Origin of the sequence: Curtobacterium sp. MCPF17_031 (assembly GCF_003234035.1) — a bacterium.
GTDB lineage: Bacteria > Actinomycetota > Actinomycetes > Actinomycetales > Microbacteriaceae > Curtobacterium.
On sequence record NZ_QKSG01000006.1, the window covers coordinates 17,378 to 33,508 of the forward strand.

The following is a 16,131-nucleotide window of genomic DNA, read 5'->3' on the forward strand; positions in this document are numbered from 1 at the left end:
GCGTCGGGCCGCGGCCTCTAGGATGACCGGGTGAGCAGAGCGGACATGCACAAGCGGCCGGACGAAGTGGCGGCCATGTTCGACGACGTCGCAGCGAAGTACGACCTGACCAACGACATCCTGTCGGCGGGCAACGCACCGCTGTGGCGCGTCGCGACGGTCAAGGCCGTCGACCCCCAGCCGGGCGAGCGTGTGCTCGACCTCGCCGCCGGCACCGGGACCAGTTCCGCGGCCCTGGCGAAGAAGGGCGCGGAGGTCACCGCCCTCGACCTGTCGTCCGGCATGATCGCGGTCGGCCGCGAACGCCACCCCGAGATCACCTTCGTCGAGGGCGACGCCGAGCACCTGCCCTTCTCGGACGAGTCGTTCGACGCGGTCACGATCTCGTTCGGGCTGCGCAACGTGAACGACCCGATGCAGGCCCTGACCGAGATGCTGCGGGTCCTCAAGCCCGGCGGCCGTCTCGTCATCTGCGAGTTCTCCACGCCGCCGTTCGCCGCACTGCGCTTCGGCTACAACACGTACCTCAAGCGCGTCCTGCCGGGCATCGCCAGGCTCTCGAGCAGCAACCCGGCCGCCTACCGCTACCTCGCCGAGTCGATCGAGGCCTGGCCGGACCAGCAGGTCCTCAGCCAGTGGCTCCGCGGTGTCGGCTTCACGATGGTCGCGCACCGCAACCTGACCGCCGGCATCGTCGCCCTGCACCGTGGCCGCAAGCCAGTCGAGGGCAGCGTGCGCGAGTCCGCCGCCCGCCGTGCGAAGGCACGTCGCGAGCACCAGCCCACGGGTGAGCAGCCCCGCGTGGAGCCCGAGGCCTAGGCCCGCGGCCCAGGTCCCCACCGCCACCCCGCGAGTACGGAGCAGCAGTTGAACCCGAGTGTCCCGGTCGCCCGACGCGCACCGAGTCTCCGAGCGTCCCTGGGCATCGGCGAGCGTCTGTTCGCCACCCCGGCCGACCGTCGTTTCATCGCCGCGGTCGACGACGGGCTCGAACACGTCGAGCAGGGGCTCGAGGACGCCATGCGCTCCGCCGACACCCTGGCCGACACCACCAGCCGGTACCTGCTCGCCGCGGGCGGCAAGCGCATCCGTCCGACCCTGACGCTGCTCATCGCGCAACTCGGCGACGGTGTGACCGACCACGTGGTGAAGGCCGCGGTCAGCGTCGAGATGACGCACCTGGCCTCGCTTTACCACGACGACGTGATGGACGAGGCACCGGTGCGCCGCGGTGTCCCGGCCGCCCACGTCACCTACGGCAACAACATCGCGATCCTCACGGGGGACCTGCTCTTCGCCCGCGCCTCGCTCATCACCGCGGACCTGGGGCCGGAGGGCATCCGGATGCAGGCGGAGACCTTCCAGCGCCTCTGCATGGGTCAGCTCCACGAGACGACCGGCCCGCAGCCGGAGGACGACCCGGTCGAGCACTACATCCAGGTGCTCAGCGACAAGACGGGGTCCCTCATCGCCACCGCCGCCCGTGCCGGCGTGATGTTCTCCGGTGCCGACCGATCCCTGCTCGAGGCCGTCGGCACCTTCGGCGAGAAGGTCGGCGTCGCCTTCCAGCTCGTCGACGACGTCATCGACCTGGCACCGGCGAAGGACAAGACCGGCAAGATCGCCGGGAACGACCTCCGTGCCGGCGTGGACACGTTGCCCCTGCTGCAGCTCCGTCGTCGTGCCGCCACCGACGAGGGTGCTGCGGCCCTCCTCGCCCGCATCGAGCGGGACGTCCGCGACGCACCCGACGACGCTGTCCACTCGGACGCGTACCAGAGCGCCGTCGCCGAGCTCCGCGCGCACGACGCGACCCTGGCGACCCGTTCCTTGGCCGCGAACTGGGCCGACGAAGCGGTCGCCGCCCTGGCGCCCCTGCCGGACGGCACCGTCAAACGAGCCCTCACCCGGTTCGCGGAGACGGTCGTCGACCGCAGCCGCTGACCCGAACGAAACTGGAGACCGATCAGTGCCCACCCTCCGACTCGCCATCGTCGGCGCCGGTCCGGCCGGCATCTACGCCGCGGACATCCTCCTGCGGGAGGCACGCGGCTTCGACGTCTCGATCGACCTGTTCGAGCAGCTCCCGGCCCCGTACGGTCTGGTGCGCTACGGCGTCGCGCCCGACCACCCCCGCATCAAGGGGATCATCAACGCCCTCCGCGACGTCCTGGACCGCGGTGACATCCGGATCTTCGGCAACGTCCGCTTCGGCGAGGACATCACGCTCGAGGACCTGAAGCGTCACTACAACGCGGTCGTGTTCTCGACCGGCGCGATCAAGGACGCCGACCTGGACATCCCCGGCATCGACCTCGACGGCTCCTACGGCGCCGCCGACTTCGTCAGCTGGTTCGACGGGCACCCCGACGTCCCCCGCACCTGGCCGCTCACGGCCGAGAGCGTCGCGGTCATCGGCAACGGCAACGTCGCGCTCGACGTGTCCCGCATCCTGGCGAAGCACGCCGACGACCTGCTGCCGACCGAGATCCCGGCGAACGTGTACGAGGGCCTCAAGGCCTCGCCGGTCACCGACGTCCACGTCTTCGGACGCCGTGGACCGGCGCAGGTGAAGTTCACGCCGCTGGAGCTGCGTGAACTCGGCGAACTGCGCGACGTCGACATGGTCGTGTACGACGAGGACTTCGACCACGACGAGGCCTCGAAGCTCGCGATCGCCACGAACAAGCAGGTCACCGTCATCGACCGCGTGCTGCAGCAGTGGCGCACGCGCGAGGTCGGCACCGCCAGCCGTCGCCTGCACCTGCACTTCTACGCCAAGCCGCTCGAACTGCTCGGTGACGACGACGGTGCGCTCCGCGCCATCCGGTACGAGCGCACCCGTCCGGACGGCCAGGGCGGCGTCGAGGGCACGGGTGAGATCCGCGAGATCCCGATCCAGGCCCTCTACCGCGCGGTCGGCTACGTCGGGTCACCCCTGCCCGGCGTGCCGTTCGACGAGCGCTACGGGATCATCCCGAACCACGAGGGTCAGGTCCTCGACACCGACGGCAACCGCATCCCGGGCGTCTACGCCACCGGGTGGATCAAGCGCGGACCCGTCGGCTTGATCGGGCACACCAAGTCCGACGCGATGGAGACCGTGCAGCACGTCGTCACCGACCAGGGCACCTGGTGGAGCCCGGAGGACCCCTCGGAAGAGGCGATCCCGGCACTGCTCCGCGAACGCGGCGTCGAATTCACCGACCTCGACGGGTGGCACGCCCTCGACCAGCACGAGATCGCACTCGGCGAGGCCGAGGGCCGTGCGCGCGTCAAGGTCGTGCCCCGCGACGAGATGATCGACGTCTCGCTGCGCCGCTCCCGCGCCGACTCGCAGGCCTGAACGCCTCGCAGGTCCGAGCATGACCACGCTGCGCCCGGTACCCCGACGCGGGGTGCCGGGCGTTGCATCGTCCGGCCGGCTCGTCGGGGTCGACGTGGCCCGGTCCCTCGCCCTCTTCGGGATGATGGCCGCGCACGTCGGTGACGTCGCCGAGAACGTCGACTGGGCGGACCCGACGAGCTTCGGCGCCGTGGTGAACGGCCGGTCCGCCGCGCTCTTCGCGGTGCTCGCCGGGGTGTCGATCGGACTCGTCAGCGGCCGTGACCGACCGCCCGGGCCGCCCGACATCGGTCGGGTCCGGGCACGCCTGGCACTCCGCGCGGTCGTGGTGGTCGTCGTCGGGCTGCTGCTGATGACACTGCAGACGCCGGTGTACGTGGTGCTGCCCACCTACGGCGCCCTGTTCCTGCTGGCCCTGCCCGTGCTCCGCTGGCGGCCGTGGGCACTGCTCCTGCTCGCCGTGGCCTGCGCGGTCGCAGCCGCACCGGTCGCGCTGGCGATCCTGCCGCTCTACGCCGAGGCGGGCATGTTCGGCGTCCAGCTCGGGCTGGTCTACCCCGTCGTCACCTTCGCCACGTACGTGCTGGTCGGGCTCGCCGTCGCGCGGTCCCGACCCGGGTCCGCACCGCCGACTCCCGGGCGACACGCCAGCGGCGCCTGGGCCGTGCTGGTGGGGGGAGACTCGATGCGGCAGGTCCTGCTCCTCGTGTCCGGCATCGTGGTCGCGGCCGCGGCGTACCTCATCGGGAACGCCACTGCACCGATCCCGTCCGACACGACGTACGCCTTCCCCGGCGTGCCCTTCGTGCCGTCCGGCTCCGACGCCGGTCAGACGTTCGCGCAGGTGTTCCTCTCACCACTTGACCATTCGTCGTCGATCGTGGACGTGGCCGGCACCGCTGCCGTCGCCGTCGCCGTGATCGCCCTGTGCCGGCTGCTCGTCGACGGGCACGGGCCGTTCGTCACCCGGATCGCGTTCCCCCTGGCGGCGGTGGGGTCGATGCCGCTGACCGTCTACGCGCTGCACCTCGTCGTCATCGCCCTGTGGCCCGACATGCCGCAGGGACCCTCGACCTGGTGGGGGTTCGTGGTCGGCGCGGTGCTGTTCGCGATGGTGTGGCGACGGTTCCTCGGACGGGGGCCGCTCGAACGCCTGACCGCGAGGATCGCCTCGGCGGTGCCCGCGCCCACCAGCTGACCGGTGGCGACGGGGCGGGCGTGGGGCGGGCCTCCCGGCCGACCGCTACTGCAACGCTGCCGTCAACCGCGCCACGTTGTCGAACACCCGCGACCGACGCGGTCGGGTGAGCCACTCGTCGAGCGTCAGCTCGCGGCTGGCGGCGCGGTAGTCGTCCTGGACGTCCCGCAGCGCGTCCACGAAGGACTTCCCGCGCACCATCACCGAGATCTCGAGGTTCAGGGTGAACGAGCGCATGTCCATGTTGCTCGACCCGATCACCGCGACGTCGTCGTCGATCGTGAAGTGCTTGGCGTGCAGCACGGTCGGCGCACGGTACAGCCAGATCCGCACGCCCGCCCGGAGCAGCCCCTCGTAGTAGGAGCGCTGGGCGTGCCACGTCATCGCGTGGTCGCCGATCTCACCGACGAACAGCTCGACCTCGACCCCGCGCTGCGCGGTCGTCGTGATCGCGTAGAGCATCGAGTCGTCCGGGACGAAGTACGGCGACGTGATCGACACCCGCTTCTGCGCCGAGTACAGCAGGGCGTTGAACAGGCGCAGGTTGTTCTCACCGTCGAAGCCCGGCCCGGACGGCACGACCTGGCAGTCCAGGGAGTCCTGCCGGTCCGCCCGGTGCACGGGGTCGCTCTCGCGGAGCAGCAGCTCGTCGGTCTCGCTGTACCAGTCGGTGACGAACAGGGCGTTGATGCCCGCGACGACGGGGCCCTCGAACCGGGCGAACAGGTCGCGCCACCGCAGCCCGCGCTCGATGTTGGCCTTGGTGTCGTACGAACGGTCGATGAGGTTCTGCGACCCCGTGAACGCCACAGACCCGTCGACGACCAGGATCTTCCGGTGGTTGCGGAGGTCGGGACGCTGGAACTTCCCTTCCAGCGGCAGCAGCGGCAGCATCAGGTGCCACTCGATGCCCGCCGCGTCGAGGAACGCCAGGGTGTCCTTGAAGTACGGGTAGCTCTTGCTCGCCCAGTGGTCCATGAGGAACCGGACCGTCACGCCACGTGCCTGTGCACGTGCCAGCGACTCGAAGAACGGCCGGGTGGTGTCGTCGAGGGACGCGATGTAGAACTCCACGTGCACGAATCGTCGCGCGGCGTCGACGGCGTGCGTCATCTCCGCGAACGCGTCGTCGTAGTGCGGGTACAGCTCGGCCTGGTTGCCGCCGACCAGCGGCATGGACCCGAGCTGCCGGTTCAACTTCGTGATGCTCTCGAGCCACGTCGGCCACGGGTGGTCGCGGCGCACCCGCTCGATGCCCTCGGTCTGCTCGAGGATGTAGCGGTTGATCTCGGTCTGCTTCTCGCGGCGGGCCCGGGGGAGCTTCGAGGACCCGAGCAGGAGGAACACGACGAACCCGATGTAGGGGATGAGGAAGATCGCCAGCAACCAGCCCGTCGCCGTCTGCGGCTTCCGGTTGATCGGGACGATGACGAGTGAGAAGGCGCGGATCGCCAGGTCCAACAGGACCAGGACGATGATCAGCGCAACGACGAGCCAGTGCTCCACGGTGTCGGGCCTGTCTCTGCGCGGGGGAGCGCGGTCAGCGGAAGTTGATGAACTGCAGGGGGACGTCGAACTCCTGGCCCTTGAGCAGCTGGATGGTCTGTTGCAGGTCGTCACGGCTCTTCGAGGAGACCCGCAGCTCGTCGCCCTGCACCTGGCTCTTCACGGTCTTCGGCGCCTCGGCACGGATGACCGCACCGATCTTCTTCGCGATGTCCTGCTCGATGCCGTTCTTGAACTTCACCTCGATGCGGAACTCCTTGCCCGAGGGGAACGGCTCGCCGGCGTCCAGGCTCTTCAGGCTGATGCCGCGCTTGATCGCCTTCGTCTGCAGCACGTCGAGGACGGCCAGGGCGCGCTCCTCGGTCGAGGCCTTGATGAGGACGTCCTCGCCGCTGAACGCGACGGATGCACCGACACCCTTGAAGTCGTACCGCTGCTCGATCTCCTTCGCCGCCTGGTTGAGGGCGTTCTCCGCCTCCATCTTGTCGACCTTGCTGACCACGTCGAAGGAGCTGTCTGCCATACCGTCCAGCCTATCGGGCGCCACGCCGCCCCGTGCCGGAGGCCCGACCCGGCCCGGTGCGAGTGTCTTCCGCCCGGCCGTGGTCGCGACCACCTCCGAACATCGGCTATGCTCTTCACCGCGCCTTCGGTCGGTGACGACACGGGCCGGGTGCGCACATGGCGAGTTACCCAAGCGGCCAAAGGGATCTGACTGTAAATCAGCCGGCGTATGCCTCCGGGGGTTCGAATCCCTCACTCGCCACGTGTCAGCCGCAGTCCTCTGTCGGCTCGTCGGAATGGCCCCGTCTCCGGACGGGGCCATTCGCGTTGCTGCCGGTGCTCTCGCGGAGCCGGGGCCGCGGCAGAGCTGCGGTGGGGCAGGATCGGGGTATGTCGAACCCCTCGGTCGTGTCCGCTGCTCCTGATGCCCTCGCCGACCTGGCGGAGGCGATCGCCCGCGAAGCCGCCGCGCTCGCCGCGCAGCGCCGCGCCGAAGGGGTCGAGGTCGCGGACCGCAAGTCGAGCATCGCGGACGTCGTGACCGCTGCCGACCGCGAGGTCGAGGCGCTGATCCGCCGACGCATCGCCGAAGCACGCCCCGACGACGCCTTCTTCGGCGAGGAGTCCGGCGCCGCCTCCGGCACCTCCGGCCTCACCTGGGTGGTCGACCCCATCGACGGCACCGTCAACTACCTCTACGGCAGCCCCGTCTACGCCGTGAGCATCGGCGTCGTCCGCGGCGTGCCCGACCCGGCGATGTGGGAGCCCGTCGCCGGTGTCGTCATCGCCCCGGCCACCGGGCAGGTGTACCGCGCGGTCGCCGGGGGAGCGGCGAGCCTGGACGGACGGCCGATCGCGGTCGCCACGCCGGAGTCCCTGGCCGAGACGCTCGTCGCCACGGGCTTCGGGTACACGGCCGAGCGTCGGTGGGAGCAGGCGGCCGTCCTCGCCGGACTCATCACCGAGGTGCGCGACGTCCGCCGCGCCGGAGCAGCCGCGCTGGACTGCTGCGCCGTGGCGGTCGGCACGGTCGACGCCTACTACGAGCGGGGCATCAACCCGTGGGACATGGCAGCCGGTTCGATCGTGGCCGCCGCTGCCGGAGCGGACGTCCGGACGTGGGAGGTCGGCGACACGCGGTCCTTCCTCTTCGCCGCGCCGAGCATCGTCGAGGACCTCGCCACCCTGGTCCGCACGCTCGAGGACGACGTCCTGGGGTCCTGAGTCCGGCCACGCGCTGACGCACCGGCTGACGTCCCCGTGCTCGACACCCGCTCTGGGGGGCATGCACAGGCGTGCAGGCGACTGGCGAGGACCGGGGTCCTTTGCTAGCGTTCATGAGTCCCGTTACCTGCTCGTTACCGACGAGCGCCCGTGCCTCGAACTCAGGATCATCACCGAACGCATGCTCGACTCCTCGCAGACGCCCACGACCATCGACCGCACCGCCCCCGGGGCGGTCCCGTCCGTGCACCTGACGAGACGAGCTCGGATCGAAGCCGAACGTGCCGCCGCGAAGACGTCCCGCCGTCGGTCGGACGTCGACCGTTCGGCTGCCGGAACCTCCCGTGACGCGGCTCGTCCGGCGCCCGTCAGCTCCGGCCCCGCGACGCCGCCGGCCCCCTCGTCGCCGGTCCTCCCCGCCTCGAGCGCCGCACCGCTGACGCCGCCGGCGCCGTCCTCGCCGGTCGTCGCGCCGCTCGCCGAGCGCGCTCCGGTGCCGCGTGCCACTCGTCGCGCCTCTGCCCGTCGGGCCCCGGTGACGAAGCAGGCCACACGCAGCGCGACCCCGAAGGCGGCCCGCTCCGCCGCCCCGACCGTCCCGGTGATCGCCGACGGCCCTCGGGTGGACCGTGCCACGCGGCACATCGCCCGCACCGTTCCCGCTACCGGTCGTGCGACCCGGGCCTCCGGGGTGTCCTTCCGTCGGACGGCGTCCCGCGTGACGGTCGTCGGCGCGTTGCTCTTCACCGCTGGTCTCGTGGTCTCGACTTCGCTGCCGGCACAGGCCCTCTACGTCCCGCAGCCGGGCGCCGCGACCGTCCGCGCCTCAGTGCAGGACGCACAGTCGCTGTCCGTCGGTGACGCCGTCGAAGGTCCGGTGGACCGTGACGCGTACACCGTGTCCGAAGCGCAGCGGAGCGTCACCCCGGCGGCCGGCACGGCGACCGACTCCTCGACGTTCACGAACGACGCGAACGGCACGATCCAGTGGCCGTTCCCGGTCGGTGTGCCGATCTCCTCGGGTTTCGGTGGCCGGCAGGTCGCCGGGTGCTCGTTCTGCTCGACGTTCCACCAGGGCGTCGACTTCGCCCCCGGTGCCGGCACCGCGATCGGAGCCGTGGCCGACGGGACCGTCATCAAGGTGCAGGCGAACGACGGCGGCTTCGGCAACGACGTCTGGGTCGAGCACGACGTCGACGGCAAGCAGTTCGTCAGCGTCTACGGGCACATGCTCGACAACTCGTTCCAGGTCGTGCAGGGCGAGCAGGTGAAGGTCGGCCAGACCGTCGGCCTGGTCGGCAGCTCGGGCAACTCGACCGGGCCGCACCTGCACCTCGAGATCCGCATCGACGGTGTCCCGGTGGACCCGCTGGCCTGGCTCCGGGCGAACGCGAACTAGCCCTCAGGGACGGCACGCCCGGGCGTCACGGTCGGTTCCGGACCACCGTCGCGGGTCTGCTATCCTCGTGTGGTGCCGCTCGCGGTACTCGCCCCGATAGCTCAGTGGTAGAGCACTTCCATGGTAAGGAAGGGGTCGTCAGTTCAATCCTGACTCGGGGCTCTGACTCGCAGTGTCGTCACTTCGCGGTGATCACTGCGGATCCATGGCGGGGTAGCTCAGTTGGTTAGAGCACACGGCTCATAATCGTGGTGTCGCGGGTTCAAGTCCCGCCCTCGCTACCGCGCTGGTCGAACAGGTGTCGCCAGCGGGAACGACGTGAAGACGGCAAGGCCCGGCGCAGCAGCGCCGGGCCTTCGTCGTTCCCGCCCCGTCCTGCGCGGTCGGCCGCTCCCCGAGGACCCGTCCCGCGCCTCCCGTCCGGCCGCTGTCTGGCGGGACCGGGGCCGAACCGCGGCGCGGCCGGGACCGGTGCCGGGGCGCGACCGGCACCGGGCGCGAAACCGACAGACCTGCGCCGTCCGACCCCGCGCATCTGTCGCTCTGGCGTCCGCGTCGGGGCCCGCCGCCACCGGCCAGCGGTGGGGGTGCCCCGTCACGGTCTGGTGGGATCGGGGCGCGAAACGGACAGATCTCCGCCGTCTCACCGCGCACATTTGTTGCTTTCGCGTCTGCGTCGGGGCGCGCCGCCGCCAGCCGCTGCCTCAGCGCAGCGAGGTGCCCGACACGTCGACGCGGTCGGTCCGGTGCAGCAGGACCCCACCGCCGTGCAGGGTGGTCTCGACGAGGGCCGTGACGTGGTGCCAGGCCTCCCGACGCCGCTTCGCGCCGATCATGCCGCCCGCGACGGCCGCTCCGTGGCCCGCGTGGCGCAGGGTGAGCACCGCGTGGCCCGGCGTCGCGGACAGGGCGACCTCGTACCGCCGGTACTGCCGTGCGGGACGGACGAACGCGCCGAACAACGCCGTCGCGATCCGGTCTCCGGCGACGACGACGAGGCGTCCGCTCTCGGTGACGACGTGGTGCCCGTGCGCGCGCAGGGCGGCGTCGATGAGATCCACCGCGGTGCACCGGTGGTGTTCGAGCACCGTGTACTCGGTCGTCGTCTCCATCGCCACTCCCCGCGGGTCCGCTCGGTCGTCCCCCGACCAACGCCTCGGCAGCTTAACCGATGCAAACTCATGTATGTCCGGGCGTGCGAGGGCCTCGGTAGACTGCTGCGGTGTCAGTGAACCCCGAGCTCGTCGGCAGGACGTTCCCGCCGGCCCCGCCGTACCTGGTCGGTCGCGAGAAGGTGCGCGAGTTCTCCCGCGCCGTGTTCGCGACGAACCCGATCCACTCCGACCCCGCAGCTGCCCGAGCCGCCGGGCACGCCGACGTCGTCGCACCGGCGACCTTCGCGGTCGTCGTGCAGGAAGCCACGCTCGCTCAGCTCCTCGCCGAGCCGGACGCCGGCATCGACTTCTCCCGCGTCGTGCACGGTGAGCAGCGGTTCGCCTACGCACGCCCGATCGTCGCCGGTGACGAGCTGACCGCCACCTTGGCCGTGACGAGCGTCAAGACCCTCGGCGGCAACGCGATGGTCACCGCCGAGTCGACGGTCGTCGACGCCGACGGCGAGCACGTCGTCACCGCCACGTCCACCCTCGTCGTCCGAGGAGATGACGCATGACCGACACCGCCTCCGACCTGCAGGTCGGCACCGTCGTCGCGGAGCGACAGGTGCACCTCACGCGCGACTCGCTCGTCCGGTACGCCGGCGCCTCCGGCGACTTCAACCCGATCCACTACCGTGACGACGTCGCCGCGTCGGTCGGCCTGCCCGGTGTCCTGGCGCACGGCATGCTCACGATGGGCTCGGCTGTCCAGCCGGTCGCCGAGTGGCTCGGCGACCGCGGCTGGGTCGCCTCGTACGGCGTCCGCTTCACCCGTCCCGTCGTCGTGGACCCGACCGACGGGGCCGACGTCGGTGTCGTCGCCAAGGTCGGCACACTCGACGAGCAGGGCCGACCGCTGCGCATCGACCTCACCGTGACCGCCGCCGGGCAGACCGTGCTCGGCAAGGCTCAGGTCACGGTGGCGTTCCGCCGACCGTGACGGACACGACGCTCGCCGAGCTGACCACCCTCCGCGTCGGCGGCCCGGCCGGCCGCCTCCTGGTCGCGGACACGACCGACGACCTCGTCGCCCACGTCGTCGAGGCGTGGTCGGACGAGGACGACTGGCTGGTCCTCGGTGGCGGCAGCAACCTGCTGGTCGCCGACCAGGGCTTCCCCGGCACCGTCGTCGTGGTCCGCACCCGCGGGGTCAGCGCCGAGTCCGACGACGACGGGGTCACCGTCCGCGTCGCGGCGGGGGAGCCGTGGGACGCGTTCATCGCGACGACCGTCGAGCGCGGGTGGACCGGCCTGGAGGCCCTCAGCGGCATCCCGGGCACGGTCGGCGCCGCCCCCGTGCAGAACATCGGCGCCTACGGGGTCGAGCTGTCCGACGTGCTCACCGCGGTCGACTTCCTGGACGCCGAGACCGGGGAGCGGTCCTGGGTCCCCGCGTCCGAGCTGGCGCTCGGCTACCGCACGAGCACGCTGAAGCACGGGCGCCGCGGCGTCGTCCTGACGGTCGAGTTCCGGCTCGGCACGGCCACCGACGACGGCGTGCCCGTGCGGTACGCCCAGCTCGCCGGGTCCCTGGGCGTCGAGCTCGGCAGCCGCGTCGCCCCCGCCGACGTCCGCGCCGAGGTGTTGCGGCTCCGCGGGTCGAAGGGCATGGTGCTCGACGACGCCGACCCGGACACCTGGAGCGCCGGGTCCTTCTTCACCAACCCGATCGTTTCGGCCGGGTTCGCCGAGACGATGCCCGCCGACGCACCGCGCTGGCCGGCCGGCGACGACGTGAAGCTCAGCGCAGCGTGGCTCATCGAGCACGCCGGGATCCACCGTGGGTACGGCGTGCCGGGGTCCCGAGCGGCGATCTCCTCGAAGCACACCCTGGCGCTGACGAACCGTGGGGGAGCGACGGCGGCCCAGGTCGCCGAGCTCGCGCGGTACGTGCAGCTGACCGTGGCGAACCGCTTCGGGGTGACGCTCGTCCCGGAGCCGGTCGTGGTCGGCGACCTGTTCGCCTGACATCCGGCGCGCCGACGCCGCACCGCGCCCGGTGATCCCGCCCCGTCGTGCCCGGCCACTGCGCCCCGTGCTCGGTGGTCTCGCCCCGTGAACGACATCGCGCCCCGTGAACGACATCGCGCCCCGTCTCGACGGGGCGCGATGTGCGAAGCGGGGCGCGACGGGCGGGGTGTGATCGCGCTGAGGTCAGCCGAAGAAGCGAGCCAGCCGCGCGACGCCCTCGGCGATGTCGTCGTCGCCCAGTGCGTACGACAGCCGCAGGTAGCCGGAGGGACCGAACGCCTCACCGGGGACGACCGCGACCTCGGCGTGCTCGAGGATCAGGTCGGCGAGTTCGAGGGTCGTGGTCGGCGTGCTGCCGGCCCACTCGCGACCGAGGAGCGCGGTGACGTCCGGGTAGACGTAGAAGGCGCCCTGCGGCTCCGGCGTCACGAAGCCCGGGATCGCGTTGAGGCCCGCGACGATCGCCTTCCGACGGCGGTCGAAGGCCTCGCGCATCGCGATGACGGGCTCCTGCGGGCCGTTCAACGCCGCGATCGCGGCCCGCTGCGAGATGTTCGAGACGTTCGACGACAGGTGGGACTGGAGGTTCGACGCGGCCTTGATCGCGTCGGACGGGCCGATCATCCACCCGACCCGCCAGCCGGTCATGGCGTACGTCTTGGCGACGCCGTTGACCAGGATGGTCGTGTCCGCGAGGGCCGGGACCTGCTCGAGCACCCCGGAGAACGTGATGCCGTCGTAGACGAGGTCCTGGTAGATCTCGTCGCTGATCACCCAGATGCCGTGCTCCAGCGCCCACTCGCCGATGGCGCGGGTCTGCTCAGCCGAGTAGACGGCGCCGGTCGGGTTCGAGGGGGAGCAGAAGAGCAGCGCCTTCGTGCGCGGGGTCCGCGCCGCCTCGAGCTGCTCGACGGTGACCAGGTAGCCCTGGTCGCTGCCGGCGAAGACGTCGACCGGGACACCGCCGGCGAGCCGCACGGCCTCGGGGTAGGTGGTCCAGTACGGCGCCGGCAGCAGGACCTCGTCGCCGGCGTCGACCACGGTCTGGAACGCCTGGTAGACGGCCTGCTTGCCGCCGTTCGTCACGACGACCTGCGACGGGTCGACGGCGATGCCGGACTCCCGCGCGGTCTTGTCGGCGACGGCGCGCTTGAGGTCCGGGAGGCCCGTGGCCGGCGTGTACCGGTGGTTCGCCGGGTCCTGCGCCGCCGCGACGGCCGCGTCGACGACGTGTGCCGGAGTGGCGAAGTCCGGCTCGCCGGCGGCGAAGGAGATCACCGGGCGACCGGAGGCCTTCAGCGCCTTGGCCTTGGCATCGACCTTGAGGGTGGCGGACTCGGCGATGGCGGCGATCCGGGAGGCGATACGGGGCCGTGTGCTGGTGTCGGGGCTGTCGGTGGGCTGAGGGCTGGCGGCGTCGGTGCTCACGGGTTCAGCCTACCGACGCGCCGCGCCGGAGCATCCGTCAAGTGGACACCGCCGTCGCGACTCCCGTACACTGTTCTGCGGCGGTTGAAGTCTGTGGAAATCGGACTTCTTCTCCCTGGAACGACCGGATCCCGCACGGGTGGACGTTCCGAAGGGCGGTGGCTCAATTGGTAGAGCAGCGGTCTCCAAAACCGCAGGTTGCAGGTTCAAGTCCTGTCCGCCCTGCACATCGGGAAGGGTTGAAGTGGCGAGCAAAGACGTGGAGACGACCGACGACGTCGTCGCCCAGGCAAAGGTCGACCGCGCACAGCGCCGCGGCCCGTTCGCCGCGATCGCACTGTTCATCCGCCAGGTCTTCGGCGAACTGCGCAAGGTCGTCACACCGACCCGCAAGGAACTCTTCAGCTACACGGGTGTCGTGCTCGTGTTCGTCGTCGTGATGATGATCCTCGTGTCGGTCCTCGACTTCGTGTTCGGTCTCGGCGTCGGTTACGTGTTCGGCAACGGCCCCACGGCCTGACCCAGCCGGCATGAACCCCGGCGCGTTGCACTCCTGGCGCGCCCGGCCTGTCCGCAGGTCCGACCGCTCCGGTCCTCCTCGGGGTACGGTCTCCCGGAGACGGCGACCCGTTCCCCGCCCGGGACGCGAGCGCCAACCCGATCCGCACCATCGAACGGAAAGAACCGACTGTGTCTGACTACTCCCGCGACGACATCGACCTCGCGACCGCTGCCGAGCAGTCTTCCGAGGTCGAGGAGAACCAGGAAGGCGACGTCGAGACGAGCGAACTCCGTTCGATCGACTCCGCCGAGGAGCGCGCGATCTCGGTCGAGGACGAGGACGACGAGTCCCTCGGTCTGAGTGACGAGCCGGACGACGGCACGGTCGCCGCCGAGCTCGACGAGACGCTCGCCGCCCTCGCCGAGTCGCGTGACCCCGAGGCCGACGCGGTCGTCGACGACGCGCTCGAGATCGACACCGCTGACGAGGCCGAAGCCGCCGTCGAGGCCGTCGAGGACGAAGAAGAGTCCGAACTCGAGGACGAGACCGCCGCCGAGGCGAACGAGACCATCGCTGCCGAGGAGTCCGCGGACGCCCTCGGAGCGATCGCCCCGGAGTCCGAGGTCGACGTCGCCCCTGACGCCGAGGTCACGATCACGGCCGAGGACGACGAAGAAGAGTCCGAGGTCGACCCGTACGAGGCGTTCAAGGCCGAACTGCGGATGAAGCCGGGCAAGTGGTACGTCATCCACTCCTACGCGGGCTTCGAGCGCCGCGTGAAGGCGAACATCGAGAACCGCATGGTCTCGATGTCGATGGAGGACTACATCTACCAGGCTGAGGTCCCGATGGAGGACGTCGTCGAGATCAAGAACGGGCAGCGCAAGCTGGTCACCCGCGTCCGGATCCCCGGCTACGTGCTCGTCCGCATGGACCTCGACGAGGACTCGTGGTCGGTCGTCCGTCACACCCCCGGTGTGACCGGCTTCGTCGGCAACGCCCACAACCCGACCCCGCTCCGCTTCGACGAGGCCTTCGGCATGCTGAAGTCCCTCGTCCAGGTCGCCGAGACCGCCCCGACCAAGGGTGGCGCGAAGGGTGGCGGTGCCGCACAGGCGCAGCCCCAGGCTGAGGTCGACTTCGAGGTCGGCGAGACGATCACCATCAAGGAAGGCTCGTTCGCGGGTCTGCCGGGGTCGATCTCCGAGATCAAGCCGGAGAGCGGCAAGCTCACCGTGCTCGTCTCGCTCTTCGAGCGCGAGACGCCGGTCGAGCTCAGCTTCGACCAGGTGACCAAGCTCTAGAGCTGGACACCATCCACTAGACTGTTCGAGTTTGGGTCCGCGCGCCTGGTGCGCTGCGGGTCCGTCACCGCGATCCGGAACCGCCGGAGACGCGGGAGAGTGCACGGATCCCCGTGCGTTCGATCCCAGGAGGAAAGCGAAACATGGCACCGAAGAAGAAGGTCACGGGCCTGATCAAGCTGCAGATCAACGCGGGCGCCGCCAACCCGGCACCGCCGATCGGTCCGGCGCTCGGTCAGCACGGCGTGAACATCATGGAGTTCTGCAAGGCGTACAACGCCCAGACCGAGTCGCAGCGCGGCAACGTCATCCCGGTGGAGATCACCGTCTACGAGGACCGTTCGTTCACGTTCATCCTCAAGACCCCGCCGGCCGCCGAACTCATCAAGAAGGCCGCGGGTGTGAACAAGGGTTCCGCGACGCCGCACACGGTGAAGGCCGGACGCATCACGGCGGACCAGATCCGTCAGATCGCCGAGACCAAGCAGGCAGACCTGAACGCCAACGACATCGAGCAGGCGACGAAGATCATCGCCGGTACCGCTCGTTCGATGGGCATCACGGTCGAGGCCTGAGCCTCACCCTCCACACC

16 protein-coding genes and 4 tRNA genes are annotated in these 16,131 nt (G+C 70.6%); 16 read left to right on the forward strand and 4 right to left on the reverse strand.

The genetic code is table 11. The features are described from left to right. Positions 1-30 precede the first annotated feature (30 nt). From DEJ31_RS09915 to DEJ31_RS09930, 4 genes are read left to right on the forward strand one after another with little or no spacing between them, the layout of a single operon-like run. Positions 31-819: a demethylmenaquinone methyltransferase gene (locus DEJ31_RS09915; protein ID WP_110902624.1), complete on the forward strand. Its 789-nt coding sequence runs from the start codon at positions 31-33 to the stop codon at positions 817-819. Positions 820-867: 48 nt separating this feature from the next. Next, a complete protein-coding gene (locus DEJ31_RS09920) occupies positions 868-1,944 on the forward strand; it encodes a polyprenyl synthetase family protein (protein WP_111044389.1) in 1,077 nt (358 codons plus the stop codon). Positions 1,945-1,969: 25 nt separating this feature from the next. After that, on the forward strand, positions 1,970-3,346 hold the full coding sequence (locus tag DEJ31_RS09925) for an FAD-dependent oxidoreductase (protein ID WP_110902626.1): 1,377 nt from the start codon (positions 1,970-1,972) through the stop codon (positions 3,344-3,346). Positions 3,347-3,365: 19 nt separating this feature from the next. After that, positions 3,366-4,544 (forward strand): heparan-alpha-glucosaminide N-acetyltransferase domain-containing protein, encoded by a 1,179-nt coding sequence (locus DEJ31_RS09930; RefSeq protein ID WP_111121776.1) that lies wholly within the window; start codon positions 3,366-3,368, stop codon positions 4,542-4,544. A 45-nt stretch (positions 4,545-4,589) separates the two neighbouring features. On the opposite strand, the gene cls is transcribed toward DEJ31_RS09930, so the two are convergent. Next, a complete protein-coding gene (cls, locus tag DEJ31_RS09935) occupies positions 4,590-6,050 on the reverse strand; it encodes a cardiolipin synthase (protein ID WP_110902628.1) in 1,461 nt (486 codons plus the stop codon). A gap of 34 nt (positions 6,051-6,084) precedes the next feature. After that, positions 6,085-6,573, reverse strand: a complete 489-nt coding sequence (locus tag DEJ31_RS09940; protein WP_110902629.1) for a YajQ family cyclic di-GMP-binding protein — start codon at positions 6,571-6,573, stop codon at positions 6,085-6,087. 160 nt (positions 6,574-6,733) lie between these two features. Between DEJ31_RS09940 and DEJ31_RS09945 the strand changes: the two genes are divergently transcribed. The 5 genes from DEJ31_RS09945 (at position 6,734) to DEJ31_RS09965 (ending at position 9,458) form a co-directional block, all read left to right on the forward strand. Then, a tRNA-Tyr gene (locus DEJ31_RS09945) sits at positions 6,734-6,816 on the forward strand. A gap of 128 nt (positions 6,817-6,944) precedes the next feature. Beyond that, on the forward strand, positions 6,945-7,778 hold the full coding sequence (locus DEJ31_RS09950; protein ID WP_110902630.1) for an inositol monophosphatase family protein: 834 nt from the start codon (positions 6,945-6,947) through the stop codon (positions 7,776-7,778). 181 nt (positions 7,779-7,959) lie between these two features. Further along, positions 7,960-9,177: a M23 family metallopeptidase gene (locus DEJ31_RS09955; protein WP_111044386.1), complete on the forward strand. Its 1,218-nt coding sequence runs from the start codon at positions 7,960-7,962 to the stop codon at positions 9,175-9,177. 90 nt (positions 9,178-9,267) lie between these two features. After that, positions 9,268-9,339: transfer RNA gene (locus DEJ31_RS09960), tRNA-Thr, on the forward strand. A 45-nt stretch (positions 9,340-9,384) separates the two neighbouring features. Beyond that, positions 9,385-9,458: transfer RNA gene (locus DEJ31_RS09965), tRNA-Met, on the forward strand. Positions 9,459-9,881: 423 nt separating this feature from the next. Here DEJ31_RS09965 and DEJ31_RS09970 read toward each other — a convergent pair. Then, the gene (locus tag DEJ31_RS09970) at positions 9,882-10,289 is read right to left on the reverse strand and encodes a hypothetical protein (RefSeq protein WP_111121777.1); all 408 of its coding nucleotides are present in this window, start codon (positions 10,287-10,289) and stop codon (positions 9,882-9,884) included. Positions 10,290-10,399: 110 nt separating this feature from the next. Here DEJ31_RS09970 and DEJ31_RS09975 point away from each other — a divergent pair, with 110 nt between their 5' ends. From DEJ31_RS09975 to DEJ31_RS09985, 3 genes are read left to right on the forward strand one after another with little or no spacing between them, the layout of a single operon-like run. Next, positions 10,400-10,849 carry a MaoC family dehydratase N-terminal domain-containing protein gene (locus tag DEJ31_RS09975; RefSeq protein WP_110902633.1) on the forward strand — a complete coding sequence of 150 codons (450 nt, stop codon included), beginning with the start codon at positions 10,400-10,402 and terminating at the stop codon, positions 10,847-10,849. Beyond that, positions 10,846-11,274 carry a MaoC/PaaZ C-terminal domain-containing protein gene (locus DEJ31_RS09980; protein ID WP_110902634.1) on the forward strand — a complete coding sequence of 143 codons (429 nt, stop codon included), beginning with the start codon at positions 10,846-10,848 and terminating at the stop codon, positions 11,272-11,274. The genes DEJ31_RS09975 and DEJ31_RS09980 overlap by 4 nt, the downstream gene beginning before the upstream one ends. Beyond that, on the forward strand, positions 11,271-12,302 hold the full coding sequence (locus DEJ31_RS09985; protein ID WP_110902635.1) for a UDP-N-acetylmuramate dehydrogenase: 1,032 nt from the start codon (positions 11,271-11,273) through the stop codon (positions 12,300-12,302). Before DEJ31_RS09980 ends, DEJ31_RS09985 begins: the two co-directional genes overlap by 4 nt. Positions 12,303-12,488: 186 nt before the next feature. On the opposite strand, the gene DEJ31_RS09990 is transcribed toward DEJ31_RS09985, so the two are convergent. Next, complete coding sequence (locus tag DEJ31_RS09990) at positions 12,489-13,733, reverse strand: pyridoxal phosphate-dependent aminotransferase (protein WP_110902636.1); 1,245 nt, start codon at positions 13,731-13,733, stop codon at positions 12,489-12,491. A gap of 152 nt (positions 13,734-13,885) precedes the next feature. On the opposite strand from DEJ31_RS09990, the gene DEJ31_RS09995 reads away from it, so the two are divergent. The 4 genes from DEJ31_RS09995 to rplK all read left to right on the forward strand — a co-directional run bounded on the left by DEJ31_RS09995 (position 13,886) and on the right by rplK (position 16,114). Beyond that, positions 13,886-13,958: transfer RNA gene (locus DEJ31_RS09995), tRNA-Trp, on the forward strand. A gap of 19 nt (positions 13,959-13,977) precedes the next feature. Next, positions 13,978-14,253, forward strand: a complete 276-nt coding sequence (gene secE / locus DEJ31_RS10000; protein ID WP_111044383.1) for a preprotein translocase subunit SecE — start codon at positions 13,978-13,980, stop codon at positions 14,251-14,253. 170 nt (positions 14,254-14,423) lie between these two features. Next, entirely contained in the window at positions 14,424-15,539 is a 1,116-nt protein-coding gene (gene nusG, locus DEJ31_RS10005) for a transcription termination/antitermination protein NusG (protein WP_110902638.1), read from the forward strand. Between the two features lie 143 nt (positions 15,540-15,682). Further along, positions 15,683-16,114 (forward strand): 50S ribosomal protein L11, encoded by a 432-nt coding sequence (gene rplK / locus DEJ31_RS10010; RefSeq protein ID WP_110824626.1) that lies wholly within the window; start codon positions 15,683-15,685, stop codon positions 16,112-16,114. Positions 16,115-16,131: the final 17 nt, after the last annotated feature.